A 13538-nucleotide genomic window follows, 5' to 3' on the forward strand; every position below is an offset into this window, starting at 1 on the left:
GTCTCACCCAGTCAATCAAGCGAAGGTGGTGGCTGCCTGGGAGAGAGCGCAAGGGGCGCTGTGCCGCGGGCGCTAGGCTGGCCGTCGTGCTCACTCTCCGCCGACTCGCCGCGTCGCCGGTGGTCTTGTGGATCGTCTTCCTCGCCGTGCACCTGTGGCTCGGTTACAGCGGCCTGACGCATCCGAACCTCCCCTTCGGCGACGTCACGAACGTGTACCGGCCCTGGGTCGAGCAGTCGCTCGAGGGCTATCGGCTCGGCATCGACGGGCCCTGGGTGTACCCGCTGCTGGCCTTCGTGCCCATGCTCGCCTCCATGGTGCTCGGCCCCGACCTCTACGGCGTCGGCTGGATGCTCATGGTCACCCTCGCCGACGCCGCCGTCTTCGCCTACCTGCTCACCGGCTCTCGCCGCACCGGGTCGGCGGGCGGGCGCCGCATCGTCGCGGCCTGGTGGTGGCTGCTGTTCCTGCTGCTCATCGGCCCGGTCGCCGTGGGCCGCATCGACATCTTCACCGTCGACCTCGTGATCGCCGGTCTCCTCGTCATCCGCAACCGCCCCGCGGTCGCGGGGGTGCTGCTCGCGCTCGCGACCTGGGTGAAGGTGTGGCCGGCCGCCGTCATCGCCGCCGCCGTCATCGCCATGCGCACGCGGCTGCGCGTCGCCGTGGGCGCCGGCGTCACGCTCGTCGCGGTGGCGGTCGCCGCTCTCGCGATGGGCGCCGGCCTCAACGTCTTCAGCTTCGTCACCGAGCAGACCGGCCGCGGGCTCCAGGTGGAAGCTCCCGTGTCGACCATCTGGATGTGGCTCGCCTCCGCCGGTACCGGTGCGCGGGCGTACTACGACTTCGACATCCTCACCTTCCAGGTGACGGGTGCCGGGAGCGATGTCGCCGCGATGCTCATGACACCGCTGCTCGTCGTCGCGGTGGCGGTGGTGCTGGTGTTCGCCGTCATCGTGGTGCGCTCGGGTACGCCGTCGACCGTCGTGCTGCCGCCGCTCGTGCTCGCCCTCGTGATGGCCCTCATCGTCTTCAACAAGGTGGGCTCGCCGCAGTTCATGGTGTGGCTCTCGGCTCCGATCATCCTGGGCATCGTCACCCAGGGCAGGCGCTTCTTCGCGCCCGCCGTGCTCGCGTTCGTGATGGGCGGTCTCACCCAGATCATCTACCCGAACGGCTACGACTGGCTGCTCGGACTCGACCCGCTGATGATCGGCGTGCTCACCCTGCGCAACGGCCTCAGCATCGTGATGCTGGTGCTCGCCACCGTGATGCTCTGGCGCTCCCGCCGAACCGCGGGGCTGCCGAGCGAAGACGGGATGGGTAGAGTCGGAACAGACCCCGACCGATCCACCACGAGGAGCTGACGATGCTGGTCGCCTTCTCCGTCGCCCCCTCCGGCGGCGGTGCCCCCGACGCGAGTGTGCACGACGCGGTGGCGGCCGCGGTGAAGGTGGTGCGCGAGAGCGGGCTACCGAACCACACCGACGCGATGTTCACCACCATCGAGGGGGAGTGGGACGAGGTCTTCGACGTCGTGCGCCGTGCCACCGAGGCGGTCGGCGCCTACGGCAGCCGCGTGTCGCTGGTGCTGAAGGCCGACATCCGCCCCGGCTACACCGGCGAGCTCACCGGCAAGGTCGAGCGCCTCGAAGAGGCCATCCGCGACAACGCCTGACGGGCGTCAGGGGAGCAGGTCGTCTTCGAAGTCGTCGGCGGTCTGGTTCGCGAGGTACTCGTCGCGCGGCAGCAGGCCGTCTTGGATGGCGCGCTTGCGCAGCGCCACCTTGGTGCCGACGTCGATGCCGACCATGCGGTACTTCTCGCGGATGCGCTTGAGGTACGACTTCGCGGTCTCCTCCGAGATGTCGAGCGCCTTCGCCACCTGCTTCACCGGCTCGCCGCCGCCGTAGAGCGCCATCACGCGGCGCTCCTGGGCGCTGAGGCGCGGCGAGGAGTCGAGGTCGTCTGCGGCGAGGGCGAGGTCGAGCTCGGTCGAGATGAAGCTGTCGCCCACCGCGGCGGCGCGGATGGCCTCGACGATCATGTCGGCCTCCTCGCTCTTCACCAGGTAGCCGAGGGCGCCGGCCGCGATCGCCTCGCGCACCATCACGGGCTCGGAGTACGTGCTCATGAGCACCGTCTTCACGCCCGCCGACTTCAGCGCGCGCAGCTTCACCGAGACCGGCAGGTTGTCTTTCAGGTCGAGGTCGAGCAGCACGACGTCGACGGGGAACTCCGGATGCGTGAGGAGGTCCGGCCAGGTCGTCACGGCGGCGACCATGCTGATGTCGTCGGCGGCGCCACGGATCCATTCCGTGAGCGCACCGAGGAGCATGCGGTGGTCGTCGACGATGGCCAGGCGGATCGGGTCTCGCTCGATGCTCACAGCATCTCCTTCCAGCGGATCACCGTGAGGGATCCGGTACGACAACATGGGCGTCGACTCTGACTCGCAGGCGTCCGGATCGGGATTCCACCGAGTACTGGCCGACCCGGGACAGAGCAGACCACACAGCCGACTCGATGCGGCGACGGGGTACTCCGCCGATCGAGATGACTATCGGGAGCACCATCCTATCGTCAGGCGCCGACCCGGTTCGGGCGGCGGGGTGGCCGATCTCGAGTTCGATGGTGGGTGTCTGCCGCCCCGATTCGTCGAGGATGAGCCACACCGCCGAGAGCAGGCCGTCGCGCTGGGCGGGCTCGAGGTAGCCCGCGAGTCCGTCGGAGTCGACGAGGATCACGATCGGGTTGAGGTACTCCGATTCGGTGATGGCGTGGTGCAGCCAGCTCTCGCGCCGGCCCGCCACCAGCATGCGGCGGAGGTCGGTGGCGAGCCCGGAGGCGGTGGAGGCGAGCTCGCGGTCGAGGGGCAGGGTGACCCTCCCGGTGGCGACGTCCTGCAGCAGTTCCTCGGCGGCGAGGTCGAGCCGAGCCAGCTCGGTGGAGGCGAGGAGCCCCACGCCGTAGCGCGGCGCGGTGATGGTGCTCTCGGCGACCGTGCGGTCGAGCTCGCGCTGCACGAGCTGCCCGAAAGAGCGCACGACGATGATCCCGGCCGTCACGGGAGCGACGCTCAAGACCATCGTCCCGACCGCGGGCCCGATGGTGCCGGGGGCCAGCACGGCCCGCGCCACCATGTCGGCGAGCAGCAGCACGGTGAGCGAGGCCGTGGCGGCCACCGTGTTGTCGAGCGGCCTGAAGGTGACGGCGGCGAGCAGGGTGGCGCCGATACCGATGCCGACGGTGAGATAGTTCGCCGGGTCGTTGCTCCCCCAGAGCGCGATCGAGTCGAGCGTGAGGGCCGCGCCGTCGAAGGTCAGCACCATCACGTACACGCCGAGCGGCACCATTCCCCGGCGGCGGCGAGCCGAGACGGCGAGGAGACTGAAGGCGGCGATGACGAGAAGCCAGCCGACCGCGGTGAGCCAGAGCCACGGATTGCTCTGCAGTGTCCAGCCGAACGACACCAGGCCACGGCCGATCAGGATGACACCGACGATCACCGAGCCCACGCCGAGGTAGCCGAGACCCAGCCGGGAATCGCGCTGGAGGTCGTGGCGCAGAGCCTCCACCGCATCCGGACCGAGCCGCCTGGCGCGCACCAGCTGAGTGAGGACGCCGTCGTCGCTCGGCCGGGTGCGCACCCGGGAATTCGTCGGACCGCTCACTTCGGCACCTCCAGCACCACCGTCGTTCCCGAACCGGGGGAGCTGAACAGCCGCACCTTGCCCCCGACGTCGCGCACCCGGGCGATCACCGACTCGGCGAGGCCGAGCCTGCCCACGTCGACGCTGTCGAGGTCGAAACCCACGCCGGCATCCGTGACCATGGCACGCACGCTCAGCTCGTCCTCGGTGATGGTGACGTCGGCGGAGCCGACCTGGGCGTGGCGGCGCACGTTCTCGAGGCACTCGGAGAGCGAGAGCAGGAAGGCGTCGAGCACGTGGCTCGGCAGCAGGATCTGCCCGGTGCCGTGCCAGGAGACCTGAAGGCCCATGCGGCCGAAGCGCTGCTTCACCGACTCGAGGGTGTGGCCGAGCTCACCGGTCTCCACGCGTTCGAGCGTGTAGCCGCCCGACGAGCGGGGCATCGGGGTACCGCCGAGCCGCAGCTGCCGCAGGAGCCGGGCGTCTTCGGCGGCCTGGTGGCGCAGGGCGTCGGGGTCGGCGCCGATGCCGGAGTGGGCGAGCAGCGTCAGCGTGGCGAGCACCGTGTCGTGGAGCAGCCGCGCGCCCTGGCGGCGCTGCGCCTCGAACTCGCTCGACTGGCGTTCGAGCGCGTGCGCGCGGCCGAGACGCGCCATGCCCACGAACGCCCGGCGGAGGCTGCCCGAGAGCCAGACGGCGCAGACGAACAGCGACAGCCAGCCGACCAGCACCGAGGCGACGACGAAGACGCCGCGACCCGACGGCCAGGTGGCGGCGACGGTCAGTCCGAGCACGAGCGCATAGGCGGGGAGCACCAGCCACAACAGGCGGCCCGACGAGGCGAGCGTGGGGATGAGCGAGGGGATGGCCGTGGAGGCGAAGAAGGTCACCGCCGAGGTGGCGGCGATGCTCGACACCGCCTGTCCCGGCACGAGGAAGGCGCCGAGTGCGAGCAGCGCGACGACGTAGGTGAGGAGGGGCCACGCCTGGGTGCGGGAGCCGCCGACGAAGTAGAACGCGACACCGGTCGCGGCCATGAGCGTGAGGCTCGGCCAGAGCACGGCGGGTTCGTCGAGCACGGCGACCAGGAGGCTGAGCAGTGACGCTCCGGTGAAGAGCAGACCGAGGCTCCGGGAGGCCCTGGTGAGGAGTTTGCGCCGCTCGCGCTCGGTGCGTGCCATCAGCGACGACGGCTCTGACGTGGTGTCGCCCCCGGTCTCCGCACTCTCGAATGATAACGCGAGCCGTGTCCCCATAAGTGGGGCGTGGTGCATTCGACAGGTGTCGGTATCGTGGAGTGCAGATCCGGGGGGAATTGGCCGGGGGGCTCGCACCGTGTGCGGCCCCCCGGCCCCATGACGGTCAGGAGCCCTGCGCGCGCGTCGGCGCGTCGGCGGCGAGCAGCCTCGAGATCTCGCGGCCCACCACGTCGAACTCGATCAAGAAGCCGTCGTGACCGAACTTCGACTCGATCACCACCGGCACCTCGCCGTCGAGATTGCCGGGCAGGTGCTTCGCGATGTACTCCTGATCGGCCACGGGGAAGAGTCTGTCGCTGTCGATGCCCACCACCAGTGCGGTGGCGGTGATCGACTCCAGCGCCGCCTGCACGCCCGCCCTGCCCCGCCCCAGATCGTGCGAGTTCATGGCCTCCACCAGCGTGACATAGCTGTTCGCGTCGAAGCGCCGGGTGAACTTGTTGCCGTGGAAGTCGAGGTACGACTCCACAGCGAAGCGCCCGCCGCCGCCCAGCGGACTGATGCCGCTCTGCCAGCTTCGGGAGAACCTGTCGTTCAGCTCGCTCGGGCTGCGGTAGTTCAGCAGCGCCATGCGCCTGGCCAAGGCGAGCCCCTGGTGCGGTCCTTCCCCGTCGGGCGCGTCGTAGTACCGCCCGCCGCGGAACAGCGGGTCGGCCTTGATCGCCTGCACCTGCACCGAGTTGAGGCCGATCTGGTCGGCCGAGCTGATGGCGGGCGCGGCGATCACCGCGATGCGGTCGACCTCGTCGGGGAACTGCACAGCCCACTCCAGCACGTGCATCCCACCCATCGACCCGCCGAGCACGGCGAACCAGCGGTCGATGCCGAGCAACCGCGCGAGCGCGTGCTGCGCCCGCACCTGATCGGCGATCGTGGTGAACGGGAACCGCGCGCCCCACTCCGCGCCGTCGGGAGCGATCGACGCCGGGCCCGTGCTGCCCTGGCACCCCCCGAGCATGTTGGGGGCCACGACGAACCAGCGGTCGGTGTCGACCGGGAGACCCGGCCCCACGAGCCCAGGCCACCAGCCGTCGGTCGGATGCCCGGGCTCCGCCGGATGATTGAGGTTGCTGTCACCCGTGAGCGCGTGCAGCACCAGGATCGCGTTGTCCCGCTCCGGCGACAGCGTGCCGTAGGTCTGATACGCGAGACGGGCGTTCGGGATGCTCTCCCCGCTCTCGAACTCCACCCGCCCGATCTCGGCGAACGACCGCCGACCCACCGGGTCACCCTCCCGCCACGCCCCCGACGCCGGCGGCTTGCCGAACAACGACCGGATCTGCGCCTCCGTGATGAACCCGCTCGGCACCGTGTCTTCGTTGGTCTGCCAGTCCATGGGGTCCTATCGGGGTCGGGTGCCGGACGTTCTCGGGTGCTGGAGAGGTACCGGGAGTTCTTGGTCAGGCACGCGGCTGTGTTGGCTGCGGCCGGGGCCGTGCTGCGCGCGGCTCCGGCCGGTCGCGCCGGTCCTCGCCCGGCGCGACGCGACATGTGAGTGCGCGGTCGCTTCGCGGCCACGCACTCACCCTGGGTTGTCCAAGAGCGGCCCGCAGCTTTCATTCTGGCAATACGAAGAGCTTCGGATGTGAATGTTACGTGCCTGCCCTCGACCCCTCGTGCCGAACCCGCCATTCTGCCGAGCCAGGGCACCGAGTGGCGATCGTTTCAGGCCGTTTTCGACGACCCAAGGTGAAGGGGTGGCCGCGAGAGCGACCACCCCTTCACATGTCGCGCGAAGCCGGGCGAGGACCGGCTTCGCCCGGCGGAGCCGCGCGAAGCACGGCCCCGCCGGCAGCCAGCACAGCGCGCGAACCCAAGACGCGCGGTACCGCACGTTCGGTACCCCCCATCCGGCACCTAAACAGCGTTAGCCCGCACCGTCTCCCGCGCCGCCGCCAGCCCGCTCTCGAGGTCGGCCTTGAGGTCGTCGATGTTCTCGAGGCCGACGGAGAGACGCACGAGTCCGGGGGTGACGCCGGTGGTGAGCTGCTGCTCGGGGGTGAGCTGCGAGTGGGTGGTGGAGGCGGGGTGGATGACGAGGGAGCGCACGTCGCCGATGTTCGCCAGGTGGCTGAACAGGGAGAGGCTCTCGACGAAGGTGCGTCCGGCGTCGACTCCGCCCTTCAGCTCGAAAGACAGCACCGCGCCGACGCCCTTGGGCGCGTACTTGTTGGCGGAGGCGTACCAGGGGCTGGTGGGGAGCCCGGCGTAGTAGACGGTGGCGACGTCGGGGTGCTGGTCGAGCCACTCCGCGATCTCCTGCGCGTTCTGAACGTGGCGCTCGATGCGCAGCGACAGGGTCTCGATGCCCTGGATGAGCTGCCAGGCGCTGGCGGGCGCGATCGCCGCACCGAGGTCGCGCAGCAGCTGCACGCGCGCCTTGATGATGTAGGCGATGGGGTCGCCGAGCACGCCGGTGTAGCTGACGCCGTGGTACGACGGGTCGGGCTCGGTGAGGCCGGGGAACTTCTCGACGTTCTTCGACCACTCGAACTTTCCGCCGTCGACGATGATGCCGCCGATGACGGTGCCGTGGCCGCCGAGGAACTTGGTGGCCGAGTGCACGACGATGTCGGCTCCGTGCTCGAGGGGGCGGATGAGGTAGGGGGTGGCGATGGTGTTGTCGACGATGAGCGGCACACCGTTCTCGTGTGCGACGCCCGACACCAGGCCGATGTCGAGGATGTTGATCTTCGGGTTTCCGATGGTCTCGGCGAAGAACAGCTTGGTGTTGGGGCGCACTGCGCGGCGCCACTCCTCGGGGTCGTCCTGGTTCTCGACGAAGGTGGTCTCGATGCCGAGCTTCGCGAGGGTGTACTTGAACAGGTTGTAGGTGCCGCCGTAGATCGACGACGAGGAGACGATGTGGTCTCCGGCCTGGGCGATGTTCAGCACGGCGAAGGTCTCTGCGGCCTGGCCGGAGGAGACCAGGAGGGCCGCGGTGCCGCCTTCGAGGGCGGCGACCCGCTGCTCGACGACGTCTTGCGTGGGGTTGTGGATGCGGGTGTAGATGTTGCCGAACTCGGCGAGCGCGAACAGGTTCTTCGCGTGGTCTGCATCGTTGAAGACGTACGAGGTGGTCTGGTAGATCGGCGTGGCGCGCGCGTTCGTGGTGGGGTCGGGCTGGGCGCCGGTGTGGATCTGCTTGGTCTCGAACTTCCAGTTCGCCGAGTTGTCGCTCATGGACTTCTTCCTCAAAGTCGTGGGGTGGGGGACTGATGGAAGCGTAGGAGCGGTGCCCGGCAGGGTCAATCGGCGCCGACGCGCGGCGTAATCTTCTCGTCGCCGCGGGCGAACAGCCACTCGGCGCGCGGTTCGACGAGCGGCCTGAACACCCGCCGCACGGGCCGGCTCGTCAGGGCGAGCGTGAGCAGGATGCTGAACAGCATCATGCCGATGAGCAACAGGTCGTCGCGGGGCACGTCGAGCCAGCCCGACTCGCGGATCGGGTAGAGCACGAAGCTGTGCAGCAGGTAGACGTAGAGCGTCGCCTGGCCGAGTGGTGAGATCCAGGTGGCCCGCCGGGGCATGAGCACGAGGAACGAGAACACGAGCAGCACGGCGAGGGCGATGGCCGCGAGGCGCAGCCCGCCGGCCCACCACTGGTCGTAACCGAACTCGGGGTAGGCCTCCTCGAACAGCAGCACCCGGCGCACCTTGAGCTCGCGCCAGAGCGGCACGTTCGTGGCGATCACCAGGGCGAGGGCGGCGAACACGGCGATCGCTCCCGCCCGCCACCACCAGACGCGCCGCAGCGGCAGTTCCGTCCAGAGGGTGGTGACCGGCAGCATCCTGAGCTTCCAGCCGAGCACGAAGAAGGGCAGGAGCGCGAGGGTGCGGTCGAGAGCGAAGACGCTGCCGATGGCGGGCAGGTAGCCGCTCGCCACCGAGATGACGACGGCGATGAGCAGCGGGAAGCGCAGGAGCGCCAGGTAGGGCAGGGCGACCCGCCAGATGATGAGGGCGAGGAGGAACCAGAGGGTCCACGACGGTGTGGCGAGGTCGGGGTTGAACCGGCCGGTGACGAGGGCCCGGACGATCGTCCAGATCACCTCGAAGATGAGGTAGGGGAGCACCAGGTCGGTGACGAGCTTCTTCAGCTGCTTGACGCCGGGAGGCGTCGCTTTGGCGAAGTAGCCTGCCACCGCCACGAAGACGGGCACGTGGAAGGCGTAGATGAAGAGATAGACGCCGTAGGCGGGATCGGACTCGGCGATCAGCTTGAGGATGGCGTGGCCCATCACCACCAGCGTGATGGCGACGAAGCGGGCGTTGTCCCAGAGCGGCATGCGCACGGGTCGTCGCGGCGTGCGAGGGGCTGCGGCGACCGGTGAGGACATCATTCCAGACTACCGTTGTGGGTACGGAAGGGACCGGGGTGGTCCCGGTCGTCGTGAGAGGACGTCGATGAAGCGCGCAGTGGTCACGGGAGCGAGTTCGGGTATCGGAGCAGCGACGGTGCGCGCGCTCCGCCGCGCAGGGTGGTCGGTGGTGGGTGTGGCCCGTCGCGAGGACAGGCTGAAGGAGCTCGCGGAGGAGACCGGCGCGGAGTACTTCGTCGCCGACGTCACCTCCGATGCCGACGTCGAGGCGCTGCGCGACCATCTGGCGGCGACGGGCGGAGTGAGCTCCCTGGTCAACAACGCCGGCGGCGCGGCAGGGATGGACTCGGTGGAGAACGGCTCGACCGCCGACTGGCAGTGGATGTTCGACGTCAACGTGCTCGCCGTGCGGCGCGTGACGAGCGCGCTGCTGCCGCTGCTTCGAGCCTCGGTCGAGCCGGGCGGCTCGGCCGACATCCTCACCGTCAGCTCCACCGCCGCGCACTGGTCGTACGAGGGCGGTGGCGGGTACAACGCCGCGAAGTTCGCCGTGCACTCGCTCGTCGACGTGCTGCGGCTCGAGCTCTCGGGCGAGCCCATCCGCGTGCTCGAGATCGCTCCGGGCATGGTGAAGACCGAGGAGTTCTCGCTCAACCGCTTCAAGGGCGACCAGGATCGCGCCGAGTCGGTCTACGCGAATGTGCCCGACCCGCTGAGCGCCGACGACGTGGCGGCCACCATCACGGCGATGCTCACCATGCCGCCGCACGTGAGTCTCGACCTGGTGGTGATCAAGCCGGTGGCGCAGTCGGCGGTGTACAAGGTCGCCCGCGGCGAGCTGAAGGTCAAGGAGTAGGCAGCGCGGCGGTGGGCTGCTGCGGGTCGCCGAAGGCGAGCTTCGGCACGAACAGCAGCATCACCGCCGCCACGAACGCGCCCCCGGCGCACACCGCCCACACGGTCATGTAGCCGGAGAGGCTGGATGCGGTGGCCGTCACCGCGCTCGACGCGCCCTGGAACAGCACGACGCCGAACACGGCGGAAGCGAACGACCCGCCGATGGTCTTCGTGGTGTTGGTGAGGGCCGACGCGATGCCGGTCTGGCCGATGGGTGCCGCAGCGGCGGCCGCCGCCGGCATCGCGCCGACCAGGGCGCCGGAGCCGACTCCTGCGACGGCCATGTTCACGAACACCTGCCAGGTCTCCACGTGGAAGGGCAGGAAGAGGGCGTAGCCGACGCCCACGAGCGCCGCCGCCCCGATCAGGGTGATGCGCGGCGTGGTGAGGTTCGAGACCACGGGGAACAGCAGAGCGCCGACGATCATCGAGACCAGGTAGAGCCCGATGAGGTTCGAGATGGAGCTGGCGTCGAGCCCCAGGCCGTAGCCGTTCACCGGATCGGTCCCGGCGAAGGTGCTGAGCGGGGCCTGGGCCCCCAGCAGACTGATGCCGATGAGACCGGCGGTGAGCTGCACCGGCCACATGGTGGGCCGGCGGAGCATCCGCAGGTCGATGGCCGGGTCGGGTGTGCGCAGCTCCCAGGCGCCGAAAGGCAGGAACATGAGGATGCCGGCGGCGACGAGCAGCCACACCCACCAGGTCTCCGGCCCGTTGATGCGCACGAACGTCAAGCCGCTCGTGATGAGCAGGAGAGCGAGCGTGAGCAGGGTGAACCCCACGACGTCGAGGCGTCGCCCGGGCGACGGGGTCGACTCCGGCACTCCGAACAGGATGACGAAGAACACGAGGGTCACGGCGACGGCAGGAACCATCAGGGTGAGGGCGACGTTCCCGCCGACGGCGTCGAACACACGGCCGCTCGCGAGTGCACCGGCGATCGCGCCGGCCTCGAGGGCGACGACGAGGAGGCCGGCGGCGCGCCTGGTCTGCGCGGCGCCCCGCCCGCTGCGGCGGCCGCGGTCGAAGATGAGGGCGACCTCGAGCGGCAGCCAGACCACGTAGAAGCCCTGCAGCGCCCAGGCGATGAGGAAGCTCGTGAAGTCGCCCGCGGCGACCAGCCACCAGCTGGCGCCGGCGGTCACCACCGTGGCCAGGAGGAGCATCCGTTTGTGGCCCACCATGTCGCCGAGCTTCGCCAGCACCGGCACCACGATCGCCGAGAGCAGCAGCTGCGCGGCTTCGAACCAGTTGAAGTCGGCGTCGACGATGCCGAGGTGGTCGACCAGGTCGGGGATGAGCGGGACGTAGAAGCCCTGGATGATGCCGCTCGTCACCTCGACCAGCGCGAGGAACCCGATGAGGGAGGCGGTGATGCCGATCGAACCGCGCAGTGTCGACGTCATGATCGGATGTTAGGGCATTCGCGCACCCCATAGAGTTGTCGCATGAGCGAGACCGACACCGCCGACACGACCGCAGCGCCCGAGCGCGAGGTGCTCAGCTACTCCGATTTCGGAGACGCCACCCGCTCGCTCGCCGAAGACATCGTGGCCTCGGGTTTCCGCCCCGACTTCGTCATCGCGATCGCCCGCGGCGGGCTGATCCCCGGCGGAGCGCTCGCCTACGCGCTCGGGGTGAAGAGCTGCGGCAGCCTCAACGTCGAGTTCTACTCCGACATCGAGGAGACGCTGCCGGAGCCGATCATCCTGCCGCCGCTGCTCGACAACGAACCCCTCATCGGCAAGAGCGTGCTGCTCGTCGACGACGTGGCCGACTCGGGCCGTACCCTCGCCCTGGTGGTGGAGCTGCTCGAGAAGGTCGACATCACGGTGCGCTCGGCGACGCTCTACATCAAGCCGCGCTCGGTGATCGCCCCCGACTTCCACTGGAAGACCACCGACAAGTGGATCGTCTTCCCCTGGTCGGCGCTGCCCCCGGTGGGCGCCGCATGAGCATCCACCTCGTCGGCGGGGGCTGGCCCATCGACGACGACGTCGTCTACCGCCGCTTCTTCGCCGAGATCGCCGCCCACGCCGAGGCAGCGGGCAAGCTCGAGGGTGCGACCCTCCCCGTCGTGCTGGTGCGCGACGGCGACGCCGCCGAGCGCTTCGCCGAGATCGTCGCCGCGTTCTCGCAGCTCGGCAAGATCCAGCCCGTGGCCGTGCTCGCGGCCGAGAACGCGCCCATCCAGCCCGGCGTCTTCGACGGAGCCGACGGCATCGTGGTGTGGGGCGGTCTGACCCCCGCCTACCGCACCTCGCTCGAGCCCTCCTTCGGCGAGCTCCGCCGTCTGGTGGCGGGCGGAGTGCCCTATCTCGGCTTCTCGGCCGGCGCGGCGATCGCCGCCGAGCAGGCCCTCGTCGGGGGCTGGAAGATCGACTCCGTCGAGATCGGCGCCGAAGAGGCCTCCGAAGACCTCGAGCAGCTCACCGTCGCGCCCGGCATCGGCCTCATCGACCTCGCCGTCGACGTGCACGCCGCCCAGTGGGGAACCGTCTCGCGGCTCATCGCCGCGACGGAGGCGGGCCTCGTCGACGGCGGTGTGGCGATCGACGAGCACACGGCGTTCATCATCGGCGAGGGTCCGTTGCGCGTCGCCGGCCGGGGGAGCGTCTGGAAGGTCACTCCCGACTCGGGCAGCGTTCGCGTGTCGACTGTCGGTGCCGACGCCGAGCCCGGTTCCGAGGCGTGACCGGAGACCACCCCGTGCCCGCGCTCTCTCTTCCCGAACTCGCCGCCGCCGGGTCGATCGACCAGGGGTGGGCGGAGGCACTCGAGCCGGTCGCACCCCGGATAGCCGCGCTCGGCGACTTCCTGCGCGCCGAGAACGCGGCCGGGCGGGGCTACCTCCCCGCCGGCCCCGACGTGCTGAGGGCGTTCCGAGCGCCGCTGTCGGAGGTGAGGGTGCTCATCGTCGGGCAAGACCCCTACCCGACCCCCGGGCATCCCATCGGCCTGTCGTTCGCCGTCGAGCGCCACGTGCGCCCGCTCCCGCGGAGCCTGTCGAACATCTACCGGGAGCTCAACGACGACCTCGGCATCCCGCCCGCCGAGCACGGTGATCTCTCCGCCTGGAGCGAGAACGGCGTGATGCTGCTCAACCGCGTGCTCACCGTGCGCCCCGGCACCCCCGCCTCGCACCGAGGCAAGGGGTGGGAGGAGGTGACCGAGCACGCCATCCGCGTGCTGGTCGCCCGGGAGCTGCCGCTCGTGGCCATTCTCTGGGGGCGTGACGCAACGGGACTCGTGCCGATGCTCGGCGACGTGCCTCACGTCTCGTCGGCGCATCCGAGCCCCCTCTCGGCGAGCCGCGGCTTCTTCGGCTCGAGGCCGTTCAGACGGGCGAACGAGCTGCTCGCCGCCCAGGGTGCCCCGGCGGTCGACTGGCGCGCTCGGTAGGCTTG

The 13538-nt window shown here is 69.9% G+C and carries 13 protein-coding genes; 6 read left to right on the plus strand and 7 right to left on the minus strand.

The annotated features are described in order from the left end of the window. Positions 1 to 86: 86 nt before the first annotated feature. Both ABFY20_RS08455 and ABFY20_RS08460 read left to right on the plus strand, forming a co-directional pair. Positions 87 to 1367: a glycosyltransferase 87 family protein gene (locus ABFY20_RS08455; protein ID WP_368499490.1), complete on the plus strand. Its 1281-nt coding sequence runs from the start codon at positions 87 to 89 to the stop codon at positions 1365 to 1367. A 2-nt stretch (positions 1368 to 1369) separates the two neighbouring features. Then, positions 1370 to 1678 (plus strand): MTH1187 family thiamine-binding protein, encoded by a 309-nt coding sequence (locus ABFY20_RS08460; protein ID WP_368499491.1) that lies wholly within the window; start codon positions 1370 to 1372, stop codon positions 1676 to 1678. Positions 1679 to 1684: 6 nt separating this feature from the next. Here the strand turns inward: ABFY20_RS08460 and ABFY20_RS08465 are convergent, their stop codons facing one another. From ABFY20_RS08465 to ABFY20_RS08490, 6 genes are all read right to left on the minus strand, one after another. Continuing rightward, complete coding sequence (locus tag ABFY20_RS08465) at positions 1685 to 2389, minus strand: response regulator (protein ID WP_368499492.1); 705 nt, start codon at positions 2387 to 2389, stop codon at positions 1685 to 1687. A gap of 19 nt (positions 2390 to 2408) precedes the next feature. Then, on the minus strand, positions 2409 to 3674 hold the full coding sequence (locus ABFY20_RS08470; RefSeq protein ID WP_368499493.1) for a hypothetical protein: 1266 nt from the start codon (positions 3672 to 3674) through the stop codon (positions 2409 to 2411). Continuing rightward, complete coding sequence (locus tag ABFY20_RS08475) at positions 3671 to 4834, minus strand: ATP-binding protein (RefSeq protein WP_368499494.1); 1164 nt, start codon at positions 4832 to 4834, stop codon at positions 3671 to 3673. The genes ABFY20_RS08470 and ABFY20_RS08475 overlap by 4 nt, the downstream gene beginning before the upstream one ends. A gap of 181 nt (positions 4835 to 5015) precedes the next feature. Next, positions 5016 to 6248 (minus strand): homoserine O-acetyltransferase, encoded by a 1233-nt coding sequence (locus tag ABFY20_RS08480; RefSeq protein WP_368499495.1) that lies wholly within the window; start codon positions 6246 to 6248, stop codon positions 5016 to 5018. 521 nt (positions 6249 to 6769) lie between these two features. After that, positions 6770 to 8095 (minus strand): bifunctional o-acetylhomoserine/o-acetylserine sulfhydrylase, encoded by a 1326-nt coding sequence (locus tag ABFY20_RS08485; protein ID WP_368499496.1) that lies wholly within the window; start codon positions 8093 to 8095, stop codon positions 6770 to 6772. Positions 8096 to 8160: 65 nt separating this feature from the next. Next, entirely contained in the window at positions 8161 to 9252 is a 1092-nt protein-coding gene (locus ABFY20_RS08490) for an acyltransferase family protein (RefSeq protein WP_368499497.1), read from the minus strand. Between the two features lie 67 nt (positions 9253 to 9319). Here ABFY20_RS08490 and ABFY20_RS08495 point away from each other — a divergent pair, with 67 nt between their 5' ends. Next, the gene (locus tag ABFY20_RS08495; protein WP_368499498.1) at positions 9320 to 10090 is read left to right on the plus strand and encodes an SDR family oxidoreductase; all 771 of its coding nucleotides are present in this window, start codon (positions 9320 to 9322) and stop codon (positions 10088 to 10090) included. Here the strand turns inward: ABFY20_RS08495 and ABFY20_RS08500 are convergent. Beyond that, positions 10080 to 11537, minus strand: a complete 1458-nt coding sequence (locus ABFY20_RS08500) for an MFS transporter (protein WP_368499499.1) — start codon at positions 11535 to 11537, stop codon at positions 10080 to 10082. The genes ABFY20_RS08495 and ABFY20_RS08500 overlap by 11 nt on opposite strands. Positions 11538 to 11579: 42 nt before the next feature. On the opposite strand from ABFY20_RS08500, the gene ABFY20_RS08505 reads away from it, so the two are divergent. Genes ABFY20_RS08505 through ABFY20_RS08515 form a run of 3 tightly spaced genes read left to right on the plus strand, consistent with a single transcriptional unit; the run spans position 11580 to position 13533 of the window. Continuing rightward, positions 11580 to 12086, plus strand: a complete 507-nt coding sequence (locus ABFY20_RS08505) for a phosphoribosyltransferase (protein ID WP_368499501.1) — start codon at positions 11580 to 11582, stop codon at positions 12084 to 12086. Next, on the plus strand, positions 12083 to 12826 hold the full coding sequence (locus ABFY20_RS08510) for a peptidase S51 (RefSeq protein ID WP_368499502.1): 744 nt from the start codon (positions 12083 to 12085) through the stop codon (positions 12824 to 12826). Before ABFY20_RS08505 ends, ABFY20_RS08510 begins: the two co-directional genes overlap by 4 nt. Before the next feature lie 14 nt (positions 12827 to 12840). Further along, positions 12841 to 13533, plus strand: a complete 693-nt coding sequence (locus tag ABFY20_RS08515; RefSeq protein WP_368499756.1) for a uracil-DNA glycosylase — start codon at positions 12841 to 12843, stop codon at positions 13531 to 13533. The last annotated feature ends 5 nt before the right edge of the window (positions 13534 to 13538 follow it).

Source organism: Herbiconiux sp. A18JL235, from assembly GCF_040939305.1.
Taxonomy (GTDB): Bacteria; Actinomycetota; Actinomycetes; order Actinomycetales; family Microbacteriaceae; genus Herbiconiux.

Excerpts from the sequence above, each read along its gene's own strand:
- ABFY20_RS08460 (WP_368499491.1), top strand. The coding sequence starts at position 1,370 with ATGCTGGTCGCCTTCTCCGTCGCCCCCTCCGGCGGCGGTGCCCCCGAC.
- ABFY20_RS08475 (WP_368499494.1), bottom strand. The coding sequence starts at position 4,834 with ATGGCACGCACCGAGCGCGAGCGGCGCAAACTCCTCACCAGGGCCTCC.
- ABFY20_RS08480 (WP_368499495.1), bottom strand. The coding sequence starts at position 6,248 with ATGGACTGGCAGACCAACGAAGACACGGTGCCGAGCGGGTTCATCACG.
- ABFY20_RS08485 (WP_368499496.1), bottom strand. The coding sequence starts at position 8,095 with ATGAGCGACAACTCGGCGAACTGGAAGTTCGAGACCAAGCAGATCCAC.
- ABFY20_RS08490 (WP_368499497.1), bottom strand. The coding sequence starts at position 9,252 with ATGTCCTCACCGGTCGCCGCAGCCCCTCGCACGCCGCGACGACCCGTG.
- ABFY20_RS08495 (WP_368499498.1), top strand. The coding sequence starts at position 9,320 with ATGAAGCGCGCAGTGGTCACGGGAGCGAGTTCGGGTATCGGAGCAGCG.
- ABFY20_RS08500 (WP_368499499.1), bottom strand. The coding sequence starts at position 11,537 with ATGACGTCGACACTGCGCGGTTCGATCGGCATCACCGCCTCCCTCATC.
- ABFY20_RS08505 (WP_368499501.1), top strand. The coding sequence starts at position 11,580 with ATGAGCGAGACCGACACCGCCGACACGACCGCAGCGCCCGAGCGCGAG.
- ABFY20_RS08510 (WP_368499502.1), top strand. The coding sequence starts at position 12,083 with ATGAGCATCCACCTCGTCGGCGGGGGCTGGCCCATCGACGACGACGTC.